This window comes from Solibacillus sp. FSL R7-0668 (assembly GCF_038006205.1).
In the GTDB taxonomy this organism is placed as follows: domain Bacteria; phylum Bacillota; class Bacilli; order Bacillales_A; family Planococcaceae; genus Solibacillus.
On record NZ_JBBOUU010000001.1, the window covers coordinates 2380236 to 2404461 of the forward strand.

Consider the following 24226-nt stretch of genomic DNA (forward strand, 5'->3'; position numbering starts at 1 on the left):
ATTTCTCCTTTTAATTGAATAATTGATTGAGTAAACTGGTTAACCTATTGATATATAAGGGTTTTTAAGTTACCTATTATACGTACCATTTACTTGCCTTCATGCCTTGTATCGCTAATCCAATAGCAATAACACTATCATCATGATGCAAGTCACTATTGCCACGTTTATTTCCTAGTTTACCATTATTTTCTACAAACATCTGCATTTGCTGCAAAGAATGTTTACACTCGATATTAATTAAGCCTAATTCAAATTGCTCCTTAAAGTCACTAATCATAATTGCTTTCGTTTTCTCACTTGTAATGAAGCCGATTTGAAGTTTCTTTTTCCCTCGTTCATCAAATGTTTTCATTTTGTACATATTGAGATAGCCACGTTCTTTTCTTAATCGTTCAATCAATGGAAGCCCATAACTGTTTTTCTCGACTGTAAGGAAGGCATAATTATAAAAAATACCCAAGTCGTAAATGACTTGAGCAAATTCGTATACAGGTATCTTATTATTGTAAAAACTCATAACTTGCTCCCCATCTGCATTGAAACAAGCAATAGCACTATAATCTCGCCCACTACCTGAAGCAGTATCGACTCCAAAGTAATATCTAATTGAACGCTGTGGTAATTCGAATAGGTCTAAGCCCTTACCAACATACTTTCGAACGCTCTCAGGTACGTTTGGCGATACCATTTTTCTATCTAATGGTTGTTTTGCATAGGATAAACGAGTTAAAACTTTTGTTTGGTCAAATACTGATTGCCCTGTACTAATAAAACTCTCCATCGGATTAGACGGGTACTCTTGCATAAACTGCTGCGGTGATTCCATGTCTAGCATTTTCCATCTGCGCCACATGAGTTGTTTAAGATTAGCGCCAGCACTATATAGTAGCAATTCATCATCCTCTAATTCATCTGTACCTAGTCGCTTACCTTTATTCGTTGCCTTATACCACGTTTCCGCTTCATTATAGTCATGAGCGAATTGTTTCTTGTAAAGTTTATGGAAGAAAGGAACGAAATAAGAAATATACTTTGACTCGCCTTTCATTGCCTGAATGTACATACGGTAGAAATGATTAGAAGTACCATTTGACGTTGTTTCAATAGTCAATTGACTATCTGCACCTTTAGCCAATGATTGCTCTACTGATAATAATTGCGTTTCCTGATTGGCATAGAAAGCAAACTCGGACAAATGCACATAAGTATATGTAGAGCCACGTCCAATATCCTTATTGCCAGCAGTTACGGAACTAATACGAGAGCCATTTGCAAAGAATAATTCGTTGCGATTGTCTCGCCTTACTTTAGGGAATACATCGGGGAATTTACTACGAGGAATAGCATCGTTCATTAGTTTCAACTTTTCAAAGAGTGCTTTTGCTGAATCGCCTTTATATGAAACGATTAAAATATTTTCATTTGGTTTCGTTAATGCTCTCCATAATGCTCTAGCAAGTACAAACGTTGAAATTCCTGATTGTCGAGCCTTACCTATAATAACGAAACGATTATCTTTCATTAAATCATCTATCTCAAGTTGTGCATCGTTTAAGTCAAATTTTACGAATTGATTCTCGTTGTCTGTAATATAGATGAAATTCTTTGCAAAGAGTGGAAAAGATTCTAAAACTTTTTGTAATTTATCGTTGGCTGCCATTCATTACAACTCCAATTCATCATATGAATTAGATGTTTGCACAGGTTTAGAGGATTGATTGAATGATCTAACTTGTTTTTGAAGGTCTAAGAGCAACTTAATGCTCTTTTCATCCCCTTCAATTGCCTTTTCTGATACTACTTTATAAATTTTCTCTAAGTCAGTAGCCGTCTTAGATTCTATGTATAGATTGACTAACGCTAAATATTCGGGTGACTTTTCCCACTTCTTCATATAATCCAATGATTTAACATTTAACGTTTTGCAAATTTCTTCTTCTGTTTTACCTTTGACACGTACATTGAGATTAAATTTCCACAAGAAATATTCTTTCTTTTTCCATGTCAATTGATTTAATGCTTCATAAATACCCATTATTTTACCTCCTTAGCCAAATAAACGGCTCATTTCATCTGCTATCTCTTTACTTTGCTGTTCTTGCATCGCCTTATCTTTTTGGATTTGAGCGTTATATACATAATTAGGCTTAGTTAATTCCGTTTGCTTTTCTAGCAAGAACCAACTTGAAGGATTTACTCCATATCGGTTTGGCTCTAAATCATTTGCATTTACTTCTTCACCTTTTGCGTAAACTATGTATGTTCCTGAATGACAAGAAATAAGATTATATTGGCGTAATGCCTTGATGTATTTCTTTACAGTAGTTACTTTTAACCCTGTTTCACGTGCAAGACGTTCATAGCCAATGCCGTAAATCTCACCTTCTGTACAATCACATTTCCACTTTAAATATGAATATAAATAAAAACCTGTACTTTCTAAGTCAGAATTCGCCATACAGTACAGGAATGTTTTTACATCTAATTTTGTTGTGTTTGATAATTCAAAGAACGAGCCACCTTGATTGTTCAATGAAAACTCACCGTTAAATTTTTCATTTTCACCAACAAAAGCATATACAGGGAATTTGCAAGATTGATTCGTTTTGATGCCACGTTCTTTTCTCCATTGAGAACCGTAACCGCTAGTCATTTCATTAAAAGACGATAACATTGTAATTACAGGTTGGTTATCTTCCCATTCTTGAATTATTGGGAAATCAAAGATAGTTGAAGTCATACCCTCTTTATCAAGTAGACCACCATTTTTAATAATGTAATCTAATGCTTGTTGAGTCGGGCTATATCCTAACATTTCTTTGATTTCGCCTGTTTGTGGTACAAATTGGTCATACTTAGCGTAACGGAACATGTAATTTTGCAAATACAGATATGAAAAAGCAAATGAAATATGATTGTTTTTTAACTTTTTGGATTCTACTAATTTATGTAGCGTTGTAAAGTTACGATTGCTTAAATAAACCGAATCTTGACCTTTTATAAGATTGAATTTTGTTGCTAGTTGATTGAATTTTTCTTGATTAAACATAAATTGAACTCCTTTTAAGTGTAGTAAATTGAATTAAAATTGAAATTTATTATTGGAACTCTTTCTTTAAAGAATTCATCTTGTCCAATGCTTCAATAAGTGCCTGTGTACGCTCAAAATTGTACGAGAATACACCTTCCTTATCTGTCTTAAAGATAATAAAGCGTTGCCCTGTGAGCCAATGTAAGCCGTTTGCAAGTGCCTTATTACGAATTGAATAGTATTGTTTATCATTATTGTTTGTCATTATGAACCTTCTCCTTTTAATTGAAAAAGGTACACCTTGAAAGATGCACCTTAGTTAGTTTTTGAATTTAATACTGAATATTTAACGAAATTTTTAGAAGTAACCGCATAACACAATATGGATTCATCTCGACTAATATCATGTAAACGGTCTTTGCTACTTGAGTGTTCTGTAATTGGAAATAATAACCGAAACTTTTCTTCAGGAATATATAGTTTAAACCCAAAAATAGCCTCTACAAAATTACGGCTCTGTTCGTCATAAGTTACAAAACCATTCTCAAATTTAAGATTTTCCGAATATTGTTTTTTGAACTGCTCAAAATCATGCTTAGTATGACGTTCACAAAAATCAATTAATTCATCAAGCCCTAGTATTTTCATCCATTTAATCCATGTAGGCTTAAAGAAATCGTTATAGAATCCCATGTAAGCCGAATCAATGGATAATAAAAGCATTTTCCCTTCATCAGATTTAGGTAATTCTAAATTATAGAATGCCCACACCTGTAATGAAGTTGAAAATGCCATCTTTTTGCAATATGTACCGCCTGTTTGAGCGTTAATTTTGAAAATAGTATTTAGATTTGCACTATTAGGATTAAAATGAGAATTGGCATCAAGTCCCGTGACATGATTATCCCAACATAATTTTTCACCTGTCATGGCGAAATCTACCCCGATAAGTTTCTTTGCATTTTCTCTCTCAATCAATCCGATCCCTTCATGGAATGAAGCATAAGCATTGATATTATAGCCGTCCTGATAATGTAAGATTGTACACGCTAATACAGAATCTAAATCATGCGTCATGATTAAATCTCTATCTTGCTTTGTATGCGTCCATGCTGGGAATAAATCTTTTACTTGTTGATTATCTAATTGTTTAGTTTGTAATTTCATTGTTGTAGAATGAGTTCATCAATTCTACTTCAACTTTTTGGTATATTTGATTGCAGCAGGTCAATGTTACATTAACCTTAAATAAACATTATTTTAACTCTATTATTAGCGTCCACATTCTTATAGTAGTGAACTTCTCCTTTTACTCACGTGTTTACCAATTCACGGTTTAAAAGGAGAAATAGTTATATTTAATGCTCACTCTGTCACCTTCCATTTCTATAATTGATTAGTTGTCAGAATTGAATTGATAATTAATGATGAAGTTTTTATACTTCTCAACTTTTTTTACGTCCATATTGCACAGACCATGTTCCCATTTACTAATGAGTGATTGAGAACATTTCATGTATTCTGCAAGTTCACGTAATTTAATTTTTTTAGTTCTTCTCATTAAAAATAATTCTGTTTTATTCATTGTTATTTGCTCCTTTTACTCCAATTAAATTTTTGAATTAAAAAAATACCCTCCCCGAAATGGGGAGAGCATCTTAGTTATGTATTATTAAACTGTTAAAATTGCTACACCTTTTGGCGATGCAACCTTTAAAGAATATTCACCCACGATATGACCTTTTGTAGAATCGCCTGTTTTGGCTAATGCTTCGAATTGTGCTTCACGTAACGTTACCATATCAACATACTTGTCATTGAATAATACAATTTTATCGGCTGGTACATGCTTAGATAATACTAAATTTACTTGACCGTAGTTTGTATTGATTGTTTCAACTAAAAGACCGAAATTAGTCGTTTTGTGCTGGTATGAGTATGATGATTGGAAGTGAGTATCAATTTCTTCTTTGATGTCAGCATTAACAAATGCGTAGTATTGACCTTCTGATAAATCGTTGTCCCACATTTTACGCATACCCTGAAGTAACGCATCCACACCATTGCTTGCAGTTACAGCGTTAGCAGCGTCAGCCATTTCAATGATACCTGACATTTTACGGATGCCCGTAGTTGAGCCATCATCTTTTAAGCCATTGATTAAAGTTTTCTCAAGATTAATTTTTAATTCAAGTAAACGATCCGATACTTCTTCAGTGAATTTGTTACGTTGCATTGCTTCAGCAGTACCCGAAATTGATACGGCTTTCTTGAAGATTTGTAAAATATTATTCAATTCACGTTTAACTGATTCTTGGAAAACAGTAGTTTCCGAACCTTCCGCAAATGTAATATCATCCGTATTATCAATTGTTTTCTCGCGCCATGTGTACACCGTGCTCATTGCCTTTTCAACTGAACCTTTTGATAATAGTAAAGAAGTAAGAGGAGTCGCCTGAATACCTAATACCACCAATTCATTTGATAATGATAATTGTTCTGTTTCTAAAAATGTGCTTGATTTAATCATTTAATATTCCACCTTTTAATTTTATTTTTGTGTATATAAAAAGGACAACCCTAAATTGGATTATCCTAATTATTTCTTAAAAAAATTTGCTAATTTGAATCCTAGTGCCTTTTCAACGTTACCTTCATTAATTGCTTGAGTATATTGCTCTTGTTGTGCAACATTCGATGGCTGGTATGAGTGCTTAACTAAAATTTGATTGACTGCATTTTTGATAAATGCTACTTGCTCATTTACATCTGTAATTTCCAATAGACCATTGAATTCATTCAATTCTGCTTCAGCGAGTGCCGTTGTGAAGTTAGTACGTTCCATTGCCACATTAAGTGCATCCAACGTCTTGTCCTTCTCTTCAATGGATTTTTGTAACTCTGCTAATTGTGCATCAAGACGTGCAACCATTTCTTCATGAGTTTCCACCTGCTCGGCTTGTACCTCTTGTACTGAATCTACTGCTTGCTCTGTAACACCTGTTTCAACTACTACTTGTTCGTTTGTCATTTGTCTTTTCTCCTTTTTCTAATTGATTTTATATATTATAAAAGCCACGTATAGCAGCCATTACAACCAAAGTTGTTTTATTTTCTCCTTATTGCTATTTTATGTAATTACAAAATTTGAATAAAAAAATATAGCGTGCCAAATTAATGACACACTACATAAAAGGGGAGGCGAGCACCTAGAATAATCTAAGCACTCTAAATACATAATGTTTTGAAATTACATCAAAAAAATTAGCATTGATTAAAGGAGAAAAACTTTAATACTTGACAAAAGTAATTAAAATTTAAAGACACTAAACTTATCGGAATTTAGTGCCTTTATGATTTTAATTATTTTTTTATGTTTCTTCTATCATATACGTAATTGTACTCGACACCTCGCAAAGTCAATGGTATCAAGGGTGGTGAGGTGTGGGCTACGGTCGTTTCAATTATTTTTTATTTCTATCATATACGTTTTAAGATTGTATACCTAGCAAAGCCAATGGTATCAAGGGTTTGTAGAGTTGTCTGCTTTCTCGCTTTGTTTTATCTTCTACAATCCCACATATAAATCCATACAACGCTATTATAGCCACTTCAACTATCCACCTATCAAATACATATAAATATACTTAAAACCTCTGTACGAGCCTTGTACGACCTCACAGGGGTATATAGAGATGATTGTGAATAATAAGTAGAGCATTAGGAATTTCATTTCCTTCCTATAGGTGACACTTAAAACATTGTCATATCAAGGTTTGTAGATACTTTTTTGGAACATTTCTTGCAAAAATAGCCGTTTTCTGCAAATTTTCGAATGATTCATATGTTATCCACAGTGATAAATACCGTTTAAAATGATTACTTTTCATTTCCTTCCTATAGGTCTAACTGTAAATGTTGATATAGCAACGTTTGTGGTCACTTTTACTGCACTTTTTCTGCAAAAATAGCCGTTTTCTGCAAATTATTACTTGTACTTTAGTTTTATTCCTTTATTATAAATTCTTATAAAACGTATCAAAACCCTTATATATCAACGTTTTGAGAGTATCACACCCTTTGAAATATCGACTGTTTGTTGATACCAAGCATGTTTAAGGAATTAAAAATGGTAAAGTTTTAACAATTCTTCCTTTATTGTTTCAAGTGAGGAAATCGTCCACAAAGTCAATAGTATCAATGGTTTGCTAGTGATTTTAGTAAACCTTATTTCTATGTAATGTTATTAAAACAACCTTATCTAGCAGTCCAATTGTTTACATTTTATTTTCTTCCTTAGTAGGTTACACTACAAAAAACCTCGCAAACCTTACAGCCCCAACGGTTTCAAGACTTATGAAAAATTCAAATATGGCTCACTTGTTGATATATCAGTAGTTCAAAGGTTATTCAAAACGGTAGTTTATTCCTAAACTCTATTCATGCGCTCCAATTGGAAACATCAAATTTAATTAATCTGAATTGATTTTAGACGCTTTAGTATTCCACCTTACATTTCCCCTAGCAATATACTAAGTCCTCTAAAATCAATTGTATTTTAAGTCAGAATGGACGTTATTAATATTATGAATCCAATCCGATCACTACATGACCATATGCCCCAGCAGCAAGAACAGAAAATTATATTCATGTATACCCTACCTACTATACCAAATGTCATCGACTCTTGAAAGCCTTGTGGCTCTAAGGTTCATGAGGTGTGTCTGCTTTATAACCGATTCAAAATAATACCTCTTCCTACTATACCATTTGTCATCGACTCTTGAAAGCCTTGTGGCTCTAAGGTTCATGAGGTGTGTCTGCTTTATAACCGATTCAAAATAATACCTCTTCCTACTATACCATTTGTCATCGACTCTTGTATCCGTTGGGAGAGTAAGGTTTGAGCGGTGTGTCTGCTTTTCTTCCAACTGATATTCCACCTATTCATAACCATTTTCCTAGAACCATATATTTCTGACCTAATATAAACAAATGCTAATATTCATTATATTTCTATTCCTTCTACTTCTACTTCTACTTCTACTTCTACTTCTACTTCTACTACTTATAATATTAAATAGTAATAATATAGAATAGTAATATTTATTAAGAATTTTCACTATTGTTTATATTAGTTCGTATTTATATGGTTCTAGCAATTCCCCTTATATATCAAGGTTTCAACGTGCTTATAGTATTATTTACGCTCCATATTCAATTTATACTTGACATGTGATTGACGCTCTATTAAATATTTCGTATATACTGTAAATAATGCTTGACAAGTAGAACCACCTTTTCACCAGAATTGGCTTGAAGATAGGAAATTTGCTCGCAAAGTTGTTACCTACTATCTAGCAAACTAAATAAATAGTAAGTTAGATAATAAGTAACTACTCGATTTTCACCGTCATGGAATTGATGAGGTTTCTAGTCGTCTTGTTTTGTAGAAGGTTTTCACCTTTCACACTCTCACATTATTACAGTCCAATGTGTATGACTTATCAATAGTCAAATGAATGTGATTACCGTTGCCGCAACAACCCTGTAATCCACCATAGCCGTTCAATTGGTCGCTCTCACCATTCGGGGACACGCTAACAAGAAAGCGTCTGACTGTCTCCCTAGACTTATTTATTGCGTCGGCTAAGTCATAACCTGTCAAGTTTATTTTTGATTGGTGTTACTAGGTTTCCACCAAAGAGCAATTATGCGCTCATGCTACCTAAAAAAGGCATCAGCAAACACAACCTTTGACATTCTAATTTTTTTTAAGTAGAATGAAGGCATAATGACTCATATTTAGTTGTGAGTTACGCTATATGCTTGTGGGCAATTTTTAGCGTAGATATTTAATTGTAGAGGTCGTTAGTGTTCCACCACTAGCAACCTCTTTTTCTATTGGTCATTCAAATTTCATACAGTTCATAATTAACTTCTTGAAATGGCTGCTCCAATTCATCAAGTGAATATACACCGAAAAACTCTAAATAAATTTGCGTAATCATATCTAAATAACTCCTACAATTTGAGCATCGTATAGTTCACCTGTAATGTGATCTGATATTGTTACAGATGATAATTTAGATAATTCCTGTGCATTTTCGTCCGTAATAATCATTTCAGTTTCAGCGATATTATTAGTAAAAATTTCAACGCTTGCTACGTCTAATCCCAACAATGAACATTCATTTTCATAGCGTTCAAATGCTGTGAAATATTCCTTTTGATTGTCTGTTGTGATAATTGCCCCATTTGACATTTCATCACCTAATTGCGGATAACTGATTGCTGGTACTCCTGTGATTTTAAATGCTACTGTTTTCATATAAATTTCCCCCAATAATGCTTATATTTTTTTAATTGCTTTATTAATTTCATCTAAATCATGCTCATATTGGCTGTAATTACGTCCAACGGCTTTACAGTGTTCGATACGTTGCTCTAAATACAAACACGCATACGTAACACTATTAAGCATCACATCGTAATCTAGCGTGACTTTAATATCTTTAGTGCTTTTGACCATTTTTGTTTCCTCCTCAAATTTCAAGATTATTTAATGGGCTGTGTTTCTGATACTTACGTCCAATTTCCCTATCACTAAAGTCTAAATAGGCTTTCATTGTTGTTTCTACTGAAGCATGTCCTAGAATCCTAGATAGCGTTGCAAAGTCACCATTGTTCAATAAGTAATATTTTGCAAAGTTATTTCTAAGTAGGTGGGGATGAACATGTAATTCTACGGCTCTCCCTTTACGTCTTACAGTGGATTCAAAGTTTGTTACGGATAATTGCGTACCTCTTGACGTTGGGAATAGATATGGACTATCACTATATCTGTCTCGATGATAAAACCAACGTTTCAATTCGACTGATAATTTATGACCAAAATATACATAACGCTCATGACCATTTTTAGAATTACGAATCAGAATCGCTTTTGTTTTAAAGTCAACATCCTCGGGCATTAATGAACAACATTCACTTGCTCTAATGCCTGTATCAAGGATTAATCTAAGTTGTATCCATGTGCGGTACTCATGGAATAAAGTTAAATTAAATGAATTGAAGAACATTTTTAATTCCGCATCTGTTAGCAATTGTTTCTGCTTACGTTTCGGTTTAATTTTGTCTACATTGTCCATTGGGTTATCTTTAATCTCACGTTCCTTCTTCAAGAAGTTAAAGAACACTTTAATATTCCTTGTGTAATTCGCTATTGTGGTATCTGATATAGGCTTTTTAAAGTCATCTCTACGCTCGGGATAGTTTATTTCTAACGTCTTATCTCGAGCCGTTACAGTGTATTTGCCACGCTCACGTAAATATTGAATGTAGCGTCTAATATGCGATGACTTTACTTTTGCAGCATCATCAATATTTAATTCCTGTACTAAATAATTTTTGAACAGTGTTAACGTTTGCTCATAACTTTTTAAAGTTTTTACAGATAAATGTTTCGCATCGCAATAGAGCATGAAATTATCTATCTGTAAATCTAATTCAGTAATTTTACTATCAATGTTTGCACACAAAAAAGCACACCTCCATTTACTAGTTTTTTGTAAACCTAATAAATAAAAGTGCGCTTATTATTCACGCTTATTAATTTAGTTAATTATAGCCCTCAAAAGGTAGTTTATTGCTTAATACTTAGAATAGCAATTTATACCAATCACTTACAAACCCACTCACACCAACGTTTAACTCGCCACCATCTCAATACGAATCTTATCAGCAATCATGGCGATGAACTCTGAGTTGGTCGGTTTTGACTTCATATGGTGCACGGTGTAGCCAAATAATTCTGAAATGTTCTCATAGCTACCACGATTCCATGCCACCTCAATAGCATGACGAATCGCACGTTCGACACGGGAAGAGGTTGTATTGAATTTTTTCGCGATTTCTGGGTATAAAATTTTCGTTACCGAGCTTAATAATTCAATGTCGAAATACACCATTTGAATAGCTTCACGTAAATAGGCATAGCCTTTAATATGAGCCGGTACGCCGATTTCTTTAATAATCGCGGTAATTGTTGAATCAAGCTGACGCTGATCGATTTTTGCTCCCGTTGAAACCTTGCCAGCCGGACGCTTTTCTACCTCTAATGTTTTATTCGCACAATGCAAAATCTTTTGAACAAGTTGCTCAAATTCAAATGGCTTTAGCATGAAGTAAGATGCACCAAAGTTCACAGCTTGTTTCATCACATCTTCTTGACCGAAAGCTGTCAGCATGATGACTTGTGGATGGTCACGTTGATCATCGTTATATAGGGCTTCTAAAACGGCTAAGCCATCTAAATGTGGCATAATAATGTCTAATAATAATACGTCAACTGTATGCTCTTCTAACATTTTAATACACATTTTTCCATTAGCAGCAGTAGCAACAACTTCAATTTGATCATGGTTAGCAAAATAGGTTTCCATCATCTTTACTAATTCACGATTGTCATCTGCAATCGCAATCTTCACCTTTGTCAAACAAAATCCCCCTTTAAATTTGTCAAAATCGCTCTTCATTTTCATTTTCACTTTAATCATAACAATGATTCGCCATCGTTTCCACTTTGTGCCTAAACATTTGTGTGCAGTTTTAGTTATGTTTTGACATTTAATGAGGTTTCGACATAATCCAAAAAAATCCTTTTTATTCGGTAAAAATGAGTATCTAGTAGTATATTTTCTCTTTAAATCGACATAGATTTAGATGGAACCGGTTTTGTCGAATGATCTTTATGTATTATTTTATTAAGAAAAGTAAAAAAAGACTATACTTTTACGCAAAGTATAGTCAAATAGTTACTAACTAGGGCTTTTTTTCAGCATTTCGATAACAAGGATTCCTGCTCCTTTTGTCGGCTGTTCGACAAACATATGAGTAATTGCCCCAACAAATTGGTTATTTTGTATAATTGGACTACCGCTCATGCCTTGAATAATGCCACCCGTTTCGCGAATTAATCGCTTGTCTGAAACTTGAAACGTAAATGTCGTATCTGAAATTTCATCAATTTCGATATCGAATGTTTCAATTTTTTCGCCATCAATCGCCGTCAGCAATTGAGCGGTTCCTTTCTTTAATTGACCTTTATGCATAATTTCAAGCGGCTGATGCAAACTTTCTAGTAAAGGCTGCTCCCAATGTCCAAATATACCGTATAACTCATTACTATTGACTGTTCCTAAAGGTGTTGTTGCTTTATCGACAACAGACACTTTATAGCCTGGTTGACCGGGGATGCTTTTTTTCACTTGTGAGATGGATGCCTCAAAAATGGCACCGTTGTTGAATGTTGGCGGTTGCTTTAACGTGGAATCAATAATTTGATGACCTAATGCACCATATTCTAGTGTATTCGGGTCGATATAAGTTAACGTACCTACACCATCCGTCGCGTTTTTCACGAATGGTTTCAAGCGCTGTAATTGCTGCTTCGTCACGTTCAAGTCACGTGATTGTTCAGCATTTTCAACCGTTATTTGCGCTTGTTCATACTCAAAAAATTGTTCCAGATTTGCTACCGTTTTTCCGTTTATTTCTGTAATTCGATCTCCTTGCTTTAACCATTCCCCCGATTCAAGCAGTACATCATGCGACACATAGACGTAAGGCATTTCTAACTGAACGCCAATGGAATGCCCCATTGGAATCAGCTGCTTTGCGCTTACTTGTAGTGGAATACAGATCAAAAAAAGCATCACAACAATGGACCATTTTGCCTTCATAACTCACCTCCTCGATACCTTTACTATGTGGAGCTGTTACAGAATTATGAACGGTAAAATTTTGTTTGAATAGTAATTGAAATTTAAAAAGAGAAGTCTAATTTAACAGACTTCTCTTTCCATTACTTCATTGCGGTTTTGCGCTCATTTGCCAATTGAAGTAATTCTGAGGCATGCTGTAACGTTAAGTCCGTTATTTCTGCACCGCTCATCATACGACTAATTTCCTCAATACGTTCATGCTGCTCCATTTCCGTAATCGTTGTAAAGGTACGGTCATGTTCTACCTGCTTTTTAATGTAATATTGATAATCGGCCATCGCGGCTACTTGAGGTAAATGAGAAATACAAAGCACTTGGGAATTGATTGAAATGGCTGCAATCTTTTCGGCAATTGCCTGTGCCACACGACCACTTACGCCGGTATCTACCTCGTCGAAAATGATGGATGTAATACCATTTGACGAAGAGAAAATCGTCTTTAATGCAAGCATCATACGTGATAATTCTCCGCCTGATGCAACTTTCGGTAAAGACTTTGGCGGCTCTCCGACGTTTGTCGAAATATAAAAGGCTACATAATCCTTACCATTTGCATCAAAGTGGTCCAGCTGTTCAAAGTTCACGATAAATTGCGCTTTTTCCATATGTAACATGCGCAATTCATTCATAATCGCTTCACTTAGCTTCAGTGCATTTTGCTTACGAACGTCCGTTAATTGCTTGGCTAAGTCATTTAAATTTTCTTCCATCTGCGCCAATAATTGTTCATTTTTTTGCACCGCTTCATCACGATTTAGCAATTGGCCTAGCTCTTCTTCAATCTTTTCGTAGTAAGCAAGAATTTCTTCGACCGTCGTCCCGTATTTACGTTTCATATTTTGGTAAAGCGCCAGACGCTGTTCGACTTCGTTTAAACGTTCGGCATCATACTCTAGGTCATCTAATGCACTTTTCACTTGATAAGCTGCATCCTGTAGTGCATAAAAACTTGACGTTACAACTTCTGAGGATTCCTTAAACATCGAATCAAGGCGCATAATATCCTCTAAGGCATTCATCGCATTTCCGATATAATCTAAGCCATTGCCCTCACCAGAAATCGCTTCATATGCAAGATTCGCCCGCTCAAAAATTTTATGGAAATTCATGAGGCGTGTCCGTTCTTCAGAAAGCGCTTCTTCTTCATCTACGCGCAGTGCAGCCTGTTCGAGCTCTTGAATTTGAAATTGATATAAATCAATACGCTGTGCAGCACGTTGCTCATCAATACTTAATTCGGACACTTCTCGCTTTAATTGACGATATGAATCATACGCGTCATCATAGCTTGCTTTAATTGACTTTAAATCATGATGAGCAAATTGGTCTAATAATTGAATATGGAATTTTTCATCCATTAATTCTTGATTTTCATGCTGACCATGAATATCAATTAAGCTGCCACCAATTTCGCGTAAAACGGACAGTGGCACAAGCTTGCCATTCACTCGACAAATGCTTTTACCAGATTCATTTAAGTCTCGGCGTAAAATAATTGATCCTTCTTCTACATCGATGCCATGTTCTTCTAGCTTTAAATAAATCGGATGGCTTTCACTACTAATCTCAAAATGACCACCTAATTCGGCCTTTTTTTCACCATGGCGAATAAACTCCGTAGAGCCACGGCCGCCAGCTAAAATATGGACAGCATCAATAATAATCGATTTTCCTGCACCTGTTTCACCTGTTAAAACAGTTAAGCCTTCTGAAAAGCTAACAGTTAAATCATCAATAATTGCAAAGTTTCGAATGCTAAGTTCTTTTAACAATCGTTTCCACCTCGGTTTATAGCATATCTAATAAGCGATTTTTAATTTCTTCTCGGTCGTTTTCCGTACGACACAAAATTAAAATCGTATCGTCCCCACAAATCGTCCCGAGCACTTCTGTCCAATCTAAATGGTCTAATAATGAGCCAATCGCGTTCGCATTCCCTGGCAATGTTTTCATTACTAAAAAATGTGAGGCTCCATCCATTGACACAAATGCATCCGCAAGCAAGCGATGTAATTTTTGAATCGGATTAAAACGCTGATCTGCTGGTAAGCTATATTTATAACGACCATCCTGTAGCGGCACCTTCACTAAATGCAATTCTTTAATATCACGAGATACCGTTGCCTGTGTCACATTATAGCCTGCGCTTTTTAGCTGATCGACTAGGTCGTCCTGTGTCTCAATCTCATTATTTGTAATAATATCGCGAATGCGAATATGGCGTTGTCCTTTATTCACAAATGTCACCTCATCAAAGTATTTAATAATCTATGTATAATTACACTACCATTTGCATAAAAGAAATACAAGATAAAACCGTACATATGTTCAAAAATACCTTATTACCAACTTCCACCGAAGCCCCCACCATCCAATATGCCGATTATTTTATATCGTTAAGACTACTTCCTTAATGAATAATGATATTAAAAAAACGCAAAACAAAGGATTACCCTTGTTTTGCGTTTTTGTTATTTTAATAGCTCATGTGCTTCTTTGACAATGCGCTCAAACTCTGTAAATGCCGCTACTTCTTCGCCCTCATGTGGGTTGTAAAGATGGAATAAAAACTCAATATTCCCCTCCCCACCTGTAATAGGTGAAAATGAAGCATCCTTTACAACAAAGCCTACTTCACTCGCCATTTTTGCCGTTTCTTCTAATACGGCTAAATGTACTTTCGGATCGCGGACAATGCCCTTTTTGCCGACATTTTCACGTCCTGCTTCAAATTGCGGCTTCACAAGCGCCATCACATCCCCACCAGGCATTAATACCGTTTTCAATACAGGTAAAATTAACGCCAGTGATATGAATGACACGTCGATTGTCGCAAAATTCGGAAGCCCTTCTACCAAGTCTTCTGGTTTTGTATACCGGAAATTGGTTTTTTCCATTACGGTTACTCGCTCATCCGAACGAATTTTCCATGCTAATTGATTCGAGCCAACATCTAAAGCGTAGCAATGACGTGCACCATTTTGCAAGGCACAGTCCGTAAAGCCACCTGTAGATGAGCCAATATCAAGCATGAGCTTACCATCTACAGACATATTAAAAATTTGCAGTGCCTTTTCTAGCTTGAGGCCACCACGAGATACATATTTTAAATCGGAACCCTTTACTTGTAACGGTGCATCGATCGCAATTTTTTCGCCTGCTTTGTCAATGCGAATTTCATTGGAAAATACGAGCCCCGCCATAATGGAGCGCTTTGCTTTTTCACGCGTTTCACAAAGGCCACGCTCTACAAGTAATACGTCCACACGTTCTTTCGGTTGTTTTGTCATTTGTCTTTTAAACCCTACCTGACTGTTTTTTCGGTACAAGCTTTGTTATACGCTTTACCGCTTCATCTGCTGTTACATGAATTTCTGCAAGTAATAGGTCTACTTCACCGTGCTCAATAAATTCATCTGGAATACCGATGCGATCTAAGTTGATATTACGGTAGCCATGATCAAATGCAAATTCTATTACCGCGCTACCAAAGCCACCTTGTAGCATGGATTCTTCAATCGTTAAAATCGGCAATTCTGACTTCATAATGTCATGTAGCATCGCTTCGTCCATTGGCTTAATGAAACGAGCATTTACTACTCTTACAGAAATACCTTGCTCGGCTAATTGCTCGGCTGCATCCAGTGCCATACCAATTGTTGTACCAAATGTTAAAATAACAGCGTCGTTACCTTCACGTATTACTTCCCATGAACCAATTGGTAAAGCCTTCATTTCTACATCCATTTCAACGCCTAAGCCATTACCACGCGGATAGCGCATTGCGATAGGACCATCATTATATTCGAGCGCCGTTTTGACCATGTGCTGACCTTCATTTTCATCCTTTGGCATCATTAAGACCATATTTGGAATATGACGAAGGAATGAAATATCAAATACGCCTTGATGTGTTTCACCATCTGCGCCAACTAAGCCTGCTCGGTCAATACCGATGAAGACGTTTAATTTCGGTCGCGCGATATCATGGAGCACTTGGTCATATGCACGTTGCAGGAATGTGGAATAGATCGCTAAAAATGGCTTCATGTTTTGTGTTGCAAGACCTGCTGCCATTGTTGTTGCGTGCTGCTCTGCAATCCCTACATCAAAGAAGCGATTTGGGAAGTCTTTTTGAATCCCCTCTAATTTTGAACCGACTGGCATTGCTGGTGTAATCGTTGCAATACGCTCATCTTCTACCATACATTTGCGCACCGATTCGGCGACTAAGCTACTCCATGCTGGTCCTTTCGTAGCGGACTTAACAAAGGCACCTGTTTCCATTTTATATGGACCCGTACCATGCCATGTTCCTACTGTATCGTCTTCAGCTGGTTTGTAGCCCTTACCTTTTTTCGTCAGTACATGTACTAATACCGGCCCTTTAACTTTTTTCGCATATTCTAATGTTTTTTCGAGCGCCTCAAAATCATGTCCATCAATGGGACCTAAATATTTAAAGCCCATTTCCTCAAAAAACACACCTGAAACGACTAAATATTTTAAGCTATCCTTTACACGTTCAGCCGTTGCTGCTAATTTATCACCAACAACAGGGATTTTGTGCATTAATGATTCTAAATCTTCTTTTGCACGAGAATATTCCTTCGCTGTGCGCAGACGACCTAATACATCATGAAGCGCGCCTACATTCGGTGCGATGGACATTTCGTTGTCGTTTAAAATCGCAATCATATTTGTTTTTTCATGCCCAATATGATTTAACGCCTCTAATGCCATACCACCCGTTAACGCACCATCACCAATAATCGGTACAACAAAATTGCTTTCACCTTTTATATCACGTGCAGCTGCCATACCCATTGCAGCAGATAGTGAAGTAGAACTATGACCGGTTTCCCACATATCATGGTCACTTTCAACTAACTTCGGGAAACCACATAGCCCTTTAAATTGGCGTAGCGTATCAAATTGATCGGCACGGCCTGTTAAAATTTTATGGACATACGCTTGATGTCCAACATCCCACAAAAATTTATCCTTTGGACTGTTAAAAGCTTTATGCAAGGCAATCGTTAACTCGACAACACCTAGATTCGGCCCAATATGACCACCTGTTTTCGAGCATTTTTCGATTAAAAAGGCACGGATATCTCCAGCTAGTGCCTCCAGTTGCTTTTTATTCAAGTCTTTTAAAAAGGATGGACTAGAAATTTTAGTTAAATCCATCTCTACACACACCTTTTCATCAGTTTATTCACCGTTGTGTTTTTTCATTTAAGTGGTTTCAGAAGAATCCTCTCCCTGAACCACTCTCTATAGTTCCACAGGCCAACTTATACAGTTTTACTTATTATAGCAATGTCTAACACAAGACAAAAGTTTAACACACTTTAGTTAGTACGTCTCACAATATATTGGGCAAATTGCTGTAATAATGACGTATCAATACTTACTTTTTGTAATGCCTCCACAGCAAAATTATAGTGCTCATTCAATTTTTGTTTCGCACCATCTACTTTTAGAAGTGCAGGGTATGTACTCTTTTCTGCTGCCACATCTTTCCCTGCTGTTTTTCCTAATTGCTCGGATGTGCCCTCAATATCTAAAATATCATCTTGAATTTGGAATGCTAGGCCAATATGGTGTGCATATTCGACAAGTGCTTCACGGTCCTTTGTAGTTGCACCAGCTAACACAGCGCCGGCTTCAATACTAAAACGGAGGATCGCACCTGTTTTATTAACATGTACGGTTTCAAGCTCTTGTAAATTCAACAAGCGTTTTTCGCCATCCATATCTAAAATTTGTCCGCCAACCATTCCTTCGGCACCCGCCGCCACGCTTAATAAATGCACGAGCTCTAGCTTTTGCTCGGCTGATACATTTTCTAAACGTGCAAGAACACCAAATGCTAAGGTGTTTAACGCATCGCCTGCTAAGGTTGCCAGTGCTTCTCCATACACAACATGATTAGTTGGCTTGCCACGGCGTAAATCATCATCGTCCATGCAAGGTAAATCATCGTGAATCAGTGAATACGTATGAATCATTTCAACTGCCGAACCAACGATATAGCTTGCATCAAGTGATTTATTATACGCTTCACATACAGCCGCTACAAAAAGTGGACGAATTCGCTTCCCGCCCGCCTTTAATGAATAGAGCATTGACTCTTTCAAATGCGCTGGTGCTTCAATTTTTTCGACTAACTGATACATCGTCTCTTCGATTTTAGGTATATTTACATCAATAAATTGTTTTAAAGTTGCTTCCATTCCCTATTCGTCTCCGTTTCCTTGTTGGAAAGGCTTCTTTTCTCCATCTTCTCCAACGAGTGAAATTAATTGCTGTTCCGCATTTTGTAACGTATCATGGCAAAGCTTCGAAAGTTCCATGCCCTTTTTATAAAGATCAATGGCTTCTTCTAATGGAACGTCCCCTTGCTCTAATTTTCTTACAACATCTTCTAATTCTGTCATTGCTGTTGCAAATGTTGGTTTTGTCATTTCGCTTCCCCTTCCTTTTGCACATGCGTTTTGACAATTTTGGCCTCTGCAAAACCATCCTGGAATGTCATATTCACCACATCCCCTTTTTTAAGCTCATGCACTGATTTTACTACGTTTTGATCCTTATATGCCACACTAAACCCCTTGCTCATCAATGCGAGCGGATTTAATGCCTCTAGCATGCGTACCTGATTTTGGAACGCTAGCTTATTTTGGGCGAGCTGTTGCTTCATTGCCCGATGTAGCTGGTTATTCGTATGCTGTAATTGCTGTTTTGCCGCCTGTAGCTGATGTTGCGGCGAAAAGAGCTTCATTTTACTATCGACGGATTGTAGTTTTGCCTGCTGATTCAATAAATAAAGCTTTGTTGCATTTTGTAAATTGGCATCCACTTGTGCAAGTCTCTCTATAAAAGGACGATATAATCGCTCAGGTGTTGCAAGTGGATAAGAATTTTGTAATTTAGTTAAGCGACTGCGCTCAAAATTTAAACGCGATGTCATGACCTGATGCATAAAGGTTTGCTTTTGCAAAATTCGTTGAAATAGCTCTTGCTGATTCGGAACAGCGAGCTCAGCTGCGGCAGTTGGTGTTGGTGCACGTAGGTCGGCAACAAAATCGGCAATCGTTGTATCCGTTTCGTGTCCAACCGCACTGATGATTGGAATGCGGCTTTCAAAAATTGCCCGTGCGACAATCTCTTCATTGAACGCCCATAAATCCTCAATCGAGCCACCGCCACGCCCAACAATGAGCACATCACAAAGTGCTTGTCTGTTGGCCAAGTAAATATTTTCGGAAATATTCGGTGCAGCGCCTGATCCCTGTACTAATGTTGGATAGATTAAGATTTCGACTTGTGGGTAGCGTCGCGTGATGGTTGTGCAAATATCACGTATCGCCGCGCCAGTTGTGGCTGTCAGCACCCCAATCGTTTTCGGATATTGTGGAATAGGCTGCTTAAAATTAGGGTTAAATAAACCTTCTTTTTCTAAGCGCTCCTTTAACTGATTAAACGCGACAAATAGTCCACCAATTCCGTCTGGCTCCATCGTTTGTGCATATAGTTGATAGGCACCGCTTGCTTCATATATGTTGACATCACCGCGAATAAAGACCTTCATTCCCTCTTCCGGCTTGAATGATAATTTCGCAGCCTGATTGCGGAACATTGTTGCATTAATGCGCGAGCTATCATCTTTTAACGTAAAATAAATATGACCAGAGCTATGGATTTTAACGTTTGATAATTCACCTGTTACATAAACATCACGTAAATGTGGGTCGGCATCAAATTTTCGTTTTAAATATTTTGTTAGCGCTTTAACCGATAAATAGTTAGATGATGACAATGGCCCACCACTCCTTACGTACAAATAATAATTGGTTTATAAGCTAAAAATCACGATTTTGATCTACATCAAAATCGTGATTTTTGAAGTTAGATTATTTCCCTTGACGTTCTAACTCTTTTTCAGCTGCTTGTACAGTGTTTTCTAATAACATTGTAATTGTCATTGGACCTACGCCACCTGGTACTGGTGTAATATGTGAAGCCAGTTCGCTCGCTTCAGCAAAGTTCACGTCGCCTACTAATTTATTTTGTTCGTTACGATTAATCCCCACATCAATTACGACAGCGCCTTCTTTAATATGCTCTTTCGAAATGAAGTTTGGTCGACCAACCGCAGCGATTAAAATATCCGCTTGCTTTGTGAAAGATGGTAAGTCCGGTGTTTTTGAATGTGTATACGTAACCGTTGCATCTTTTTGTAATAGTAACTGCCCCATTGGTTTCCCAACGATATGGCTACGTCCTACGATTACCGCATGTTTTCCTGCGATTTCAATTCCTGAGTGTTCTAAAAGTTTCATCACCCCATAAGGTGTACATGGCAAGTACGTATCTTGTCCTAACATCATTTTCCCAACACTAATTGGTGAGAAGCCGTCTACATCCTTTTCTGGTGAAATGGCTTGGATGACCTCATCTTCATTAATATGTTTTGGTAATGGCAGCTGTACAAGGATACCGTGAATATCGCTACGTGTGTTTAATTCACGAATTTGTTCGAGTAAAGCTTGTTCTGAAATATCTTCTGGTAGTTTAATTAATTCTGAGAACATACCAATTTGCTCGCAAGATTTTTGCTTGTTTGCTACGTATGTTTTCGAAGCTGGGTTTTCCCCTACTAAAATAACGGCTAAGCCTGGGGTTACACCTTTCGCTTTTAATGCCTCTACACGAGTTGCTACTGCTCCTCGAATTTCTTGACCAATTTCTTTACCATTAATAATTGCACTTGACATGTTGTTACTCCTTCCAGTGATCACGACAATGTGGGGGCTATCATCCGTCCAAAAGAAAAAATCACCTTTGCGCGATAATAACCTTTCCAACTAAATCTTTTATATATTGTAAATCTTTATAGATGTAAATACATTGATTTTATTGCTCAGTAAATTTCGAAAGTACACCGTTAACAAATTTGCTTGATTTTTCATCGCCATACGTTTTGCATAGCTCGATCGCTTCGTTCATCACAACTTTATTCGGTGTGTCTTGTTCATGTAGTAATTCGTACACTGCTAAACGTAATACCGTTCTTTCAATTTTAGGTAGACGGCTCAGCGTCCATTTTTCTAACTTTTCTGTTAGCGCTGCATCAATTTCCGCTTGATTTTCAGTTGTTCCACGAACTAATTTGTTTAAAAAAGCATCTGACTTTTGTTCTTCCTCGAGAACATGACCAATTGCTTCTTCAATAGTAAGTTCTGTGCTGTCTAACTGAAACAAAGCTTGGAACGCTTTTTGTCGCGCTTCTGTTCGTTTCATCACTTTAAAGCTCTCCTTCATAAGTAGCATTAGTTCTTATCATAGCATATTTTTATTGTCATCGCACAGCTTGAATGAAAAATTTTCCGCGCAAATAACAATTAGTAGTACGGCTCCAATATGTGTTCATAAAAAAAACGACCGTTCAAATGAAACAATCGTTTTTGTACAAATTTTTTCTTGTGCTGCCAAATGATTTCACTGCAATTATTCGAAGCTAGTTATTCTGAAGCGGAATGATAATCGTACCAGTTTCGCGCTTGCCGTCTGTTGTTTCAGGGAACTCGAAAAGGTAGGTCGTTTCGGTTTTTGTTTCTTTTAGTACGACAAATTGGAATTGGCGTACATTGTGTAGAAAGTATTTAATGTCTTGCATCGCCATTAATTCTCCTACTGCTTCATAATGTGCTAATGCCTGTTCGAAATAGGCAATAATTACTTTCATGTCTTGTTCGTTCGCAATGCGAATAAAATCTTTACTCATAATGTCAAATACTCCTCAACTAGATTGCTTCTATTATAGCACAAAAGTAAAATACGCAAATTATTCACTTTCGCGCTAGTTACTTAAACACCTGAGCCGCCTTTACTGCTTTATGCCAGCCTTCAACTAATTGCTCGCGCTTCTTTTCATCCATTTTAGGCTGGAATTGTTGATTTAACTGCCAATGCTTTTGTACTTCTTCGATATTGTCCCAAAAGCCTACTGCTAAGCCGGCCAAATAAGCGGCTCCTAGTGCTGTCGTTTCATTAATGGCTGGGCGCTCTACGGGCACATTTAAAATATCGGATTGGAACTGCATTAAAAAGTCATTCATTACTGCCCCACCATCTACTCGAAGCGTTTTTAAATCGAGATTAGAATCTGACTCCATTGCTGCTAATACATCGCGCGTTTGGTATGCAAGAGATTCCAGGGTCGCACGAATGAAATGCTCCTTTGCTGTACCACGCGTTAAACCAAAGACAGCACCGCGCACCTCACTATCCCAATACGGCGTACCCAGCCCGACAAAAGCTGGCACTACAAAAACACCATCTGAGTCCGCTACACTTGTCGCATATGCCTCACTATCCGACGCCTTTCGAAACATACGAAGCCCATCTCGAAGCCATTGAATCGCAGAGCCTGCAACAAAAATACTTCCTTCTAGTGCATAGGTCACTTTTCCATCATAGCCCCATGCAATGGTTGTGAGTAAACCGTGCTCTGATTTTACCGCTTCCTCTCCCGTGTTCATTAGCATAAAGCAGCCGGTGCCATAGGTATTTTTCACCATTCCTTTTTCGTAGCAGCCTTGACCAAATAATGCCGCCTGCTGATCTCCCGCAATCCCTGCAATCGGAACTTGATGACCAAATAAATGCTTGCCTGCCAGTTCACCATAAATTTCCGAAGAAGGACGAACTTCGGGTAGCATCGATGCCGGAACCGTTAAGATTTCGAGTAGCTCCTCGTCCCATTTCAGCTCATGAATATTGAACATTAATGTACGGGAGGCATTCGAATAGTCTGTTACATGAACCGCTCCGTCTGTCAGCTTCCAAATAATCCACGTATCAATTGTGCCAAATAATAAGTCCCCCTTTTCGGCTTTTTCACGCGCTCCCTCTACATGATCCAAAATCCATTTAACCTTAGTTCCCGAGAAGTAAGCATCAATTAGTAGTCCTGTTTTTGCTCGAAATAAATCGTCATGACCCGCGTCTTTTAAGTCATTGCAAATATCGATTGTTTGACGTGATTGCCAAACAATCGCATTATATACAGGCTCTCCCGTTTTTTTATCCCAGACAACGGTTGTTTCACGTTGATTCGTAATGCCGATTCCTTCAATTTGTGTTGCCTGTATATTATTTTCCGATAACACCTTCGCAATGACCGACAAAATAGAGCTCCAAATTTCCTTTGCATTATGCTCTACCCAGCCTGACTTTGGGAAATGCTGTTTGAATTCCTGCTGTGCGGAAAATGCGACATCCCCCTTTTTATCAAATAAAATTGCCCGTGAGCTTGTCGTTCCTTGGTCTAATGCCATAATATATTTTTCCATGAAGCTCTCCCCTTTTCTAACGCATGCACCTTTATCACAAA

At 37.1% G+C, this 24226-nt stretch carries 25 protein-coding genes; all 25 read right to left on the reverse strand.

Going from position 1 to position 24226, the window contains the following annotated elements:
• Positions 1-76: 76 nt before the first annotated feature.
• The 25 genes from MKX47_RS11780 to glpK all read right to left on the reverse strand — a co-directional run bounded on the left by MKX47_RS11780 (position 77) and on the right by glpK (position 24185).
• Positions 77-1663 carry a terminase large subunit domain-containing protein gene (locus tag MKX47_RS11780; protein ID WP_340774331.1) on the reverse strand — a complete coding sequence of 529 codons (1587 nt, stop codon included), beginning with the start codon at positions 1661-1663 and terminating at the stop codon, positions 77-79.
• 3 nt (positions 1664-1666) lie between these two features.
• Positions 1667-2038, reverse strand: coding sequence for a hypothetical protein (locus tag MKX47_RS11785; protein WP_340774333.1), 372 nt, complete (start codon positions 2036-2038; stop codon positions 1667-1669).
• Between the two features lie 12 nt (positions 2039-2050).
• Positions 2051-3052, reverse strand: coding sequence for a hypothetical protein (locus MKX47_RS11790; RefSeq protein ID WP_340774335.1), 1002 nt, complete (start codon positions 3050-3052; stop codon positions 2051-2053).
• Positions 3053-3101: 49 nt separating this feature from the next.
• Positions 3102-3299 carry a hypothetical protein gene (locus tag MKX47_RS11795; RefSeq protein WP_340774337.1) on the reverse strand — a complete coding sequence of 66 codons (198 nt, stop codon included), beginning with the start codon at positions 3297-3299 and terminating at the stop codon, positions 3102-3104.
• A 50-nt stretch (positions 3300-3349) separates the two neighbouring features.
• On the reverse strand, positions 3350-4201 hold the full coding sequence (locus MKX47_RS11800) for a hypothetical protein (RefSeq protein ID WP_340774339.1): 852 nt from the start codon (positions 4199-4201) through the stop codon (positions 3350-3352).
• 229 nt (positions 4202-4430) lie between these two features.
• Positions 4431-4619 (reverse strand): helix-turn-helix domain-containing protein, encoded by a 189-nt coding sequence (locus MKX47_RS11805; RefSeq protein ID WP_340774341.1) that lies wholly within the window; start codon positions 4617-4619, stop codon positions 4431-4433.
• 87 nt (positions 4620-4706) lie between these two features.
• Positions 4707-5564, reverse strand: coding sequence for an SU10 major capsid protein (locus MKX47_RS11810; RefSeq protein WP_340774344.1), 858 nt, complete (start codon positions 5562-5564; stop codon positions 4707-4709).
• A gap of 69 nt (positions 5565-5633) precedes the next feature.
• Positions 5634-6065: a hypothetical protein gene (locus MKX47_RS11815; protein ID WP_340774346.1), complete on the reverse strand. Its 432-nt coding sequence runs from the start codon at positions 6063-6065 to the stop codon at positions 5634-5636.
• Positions 6066-7692: 1627 nt separating this feature from the next.
• Positions 7693-7965 carry a hypothetical protein gene (locus MKX47_RS11820; RefSeq protein WP_340774347.1) on the reverse strand — a complete coding sequence of 91 codons (273 nt, stop codon included), beginning with the start codon at positions 7963-7965 and terminating at the stop codon, positions 7693-7695.
• 1082 nt (positions 7966-9047) lie between these two features.
• Positions 9048-9365, reverse strand: coding sequence for a hypothetical protein (locus tag MKX47_RS11825; RefSeq protein ID WP_340774349.1), 318 nt, complete (start codon positions 9363-9365; stop codon positions 9048-9050).
• Between the two features lie 21 nt (positions 9366-9386).
• A complete protein-coding gene (locus MKX47_RS11830) occupies positions 9387-9566 on the reverse strand; it encodes a hypothetical protein (RefSeq protein ID WP_340774352.1) in 180 nt (59 codons plus the stop codon).
• A 13-nt stretch (positions 9567-9579) separates the two neighbouring features.
• The gene (locus tag MKX47_RS11835) at positions 9580-10551 is read right to left on the reverse strand and encodes a tyrosine-type recombinase/integrase (RefSeq protein ID WP_445683613.1); all 972 of its coding nucleotides are present in this window, start codon (positions 10549-10551) and stop codon (positions 9580-9582) included.
• A 192-nt stretch (positions 10552-10743) separates the two neighbouring features.
• Positions 10744-11571, reverse strand: a complete 828-nt coding sequence (gene spo0A, locus MKX47_RS11840; protein WP_340777800.1) for a sporulation transcription factor Spo0A — start codon at positions 11569-11571, stop codon at positions 10744-10746.
• A gap of 282 nt (positions 11572-11853) precedes the next feature.
• Positions 11854-12777 (reverse strand): SpoIVB peptidase S55 domain-containing protein, encoded by a 924-nt coding sequence (locus tag MKX47_RS11845; protein ID WP_340774354.1) that lies wholly within the window; start codon positions 12775-12777, stop codon positions 11854-11856.
• A gap of 122 nt (positions 12778-12899) precedes the next feature.
• Complete coding sequence (gene recN / locus MKX47_RS11850; protein ID WP_340774356.1) at positions 12900-14591, reverse strand: DNA repair protein RecN; 1692 nt, start codon at positions 14589-14591, stop codon at positions 12900-12902.
• A gap of 16 nt (positions 14592-14607) precedes the next feature.
• Positions 14608-15057, reverse strand: coding sequence for a transcriptional regulator AhrC/ArgR (gene ahrC, locus MKX47_RS11855; protein ID WP_340774358.1), 450 nt, complete (start codon positions 15055-15057; stop codon positions 14608-14610).
• A 233-nt stretch (positions 15058-15290) separates the two neighbouring features.
• The gene (locus tag MKX47_RS11860) at positions 15291-16109 is read right to left on the reverse strand and encodes a TlyA family RNA methyltransferase (RefSeq protein WP_340774360.1); all 819 of its coding nucleotides are present in this window, start codon (positions 16107-16109) and stop codon (positions 15291-15293) included.
• 7 nt (positions 16110-16116) lie between these two features.
• Positions 16117-18012 (reverse strand): 1-deoxy-D-xylulose-5-phosphate synthase, encoded by a 1896-nt coding sequence (gene dxs / locus MKX47_RS11865; protein ID WP_340774362.1) that lies wholly within the window; start codon positions 18010-18012, stop codon positions 16117-16119.
• A 164-nt stretch (positions 18013-18176) separates the two neighbouring features.
• Positions 18177-19061 (reverse strand): polyprenyl synthetase family protein, encoded by an 885-nt coding sequence (locus MKX47_RS11870; protein WP_340774366.1) that lies wholly within the window; start codon positions 19059-19061, stop codon positions 18177-18179.
• Positions 19062-19064: 3 nt separating this feature from the next.
• The gene (locus MKX47_RS11875; protein WP_340774369.1) at positions 19065-19292 is read right to left on the reverse strand and encodes an exodeoxyribonuclease VII small subunit; all 228 of its coding nucleotides are present in this window, start codon (positions 19290-19292) and stop codon (positions 19065-19067) included.
• Positions 19289-20647, reverse strand: coding sequence for an exodeoxyribonuclease VII large subunit (gene xseA, locus MKX47_RS11880; protein WP_340774371.1), 1359 nt, complete (start codon positions 20645-20647; stop codon positions 19289-19291). Before xseA ends, MKX47_RS11875 begins: the two co-directional genes overlap by 4 nt.
• 94 nt (positions 20648-20741) lie before the next feature.
• Positions 20742-21605: a bifunctional methylenetetrahydrofolate dehydrogenase/methenyltetrahydrofolate cyclohydrolase FolD gene (gene folD / locus MKX47_RS11885; RefSeq protein WP_340774373.1), complete on the reverse strand. Its 864-nt coding sequence runs from the start codon at positions 21603-21605 to the stop codon at positions 20742-20744.
• 139 nt (positions 21606-21744) lie between these two features.
• Positions 21745-22131 (reverse strand): transcription antitermination factor NusB, encoded by a 387-nt coding sequence (gene nusB / locus MKX47_RS11890; protein WP_340777803.1) that lies wholly within the window; start codon positions 22129-22131, stop codon positions 21745-21747.
• A 217-nt stretch (positions 22132-22348) separates the two neighbouring features.
• Positions 22349-22615 carry an aminopeptidase gene (locus MKX47_RS11895; RefSeq protein ID WP_340774375.1) on the reverse strand — a complete coding sequence of 89 codons (267 nt, stop codon included), beginning with the start codon at positions 22613-22615 and terminating at the stop codon, positions 22349-22351.
• A 79-nt stretch (positions 22616-22694) separates the two neighbouring features.
• On the reverse strand, positions 22695-24185 hold the full coding sequence (gene glpK / locus MKX47_RS11900) for a glycerol kinase GlpK (protein WP_340774377.1): 1491 nt from the start codon (positions 24183-24185) through the stop codon (positions 22695-22697).
• Positions 24186-24226 lie beyond the last annotated feature (41 nt).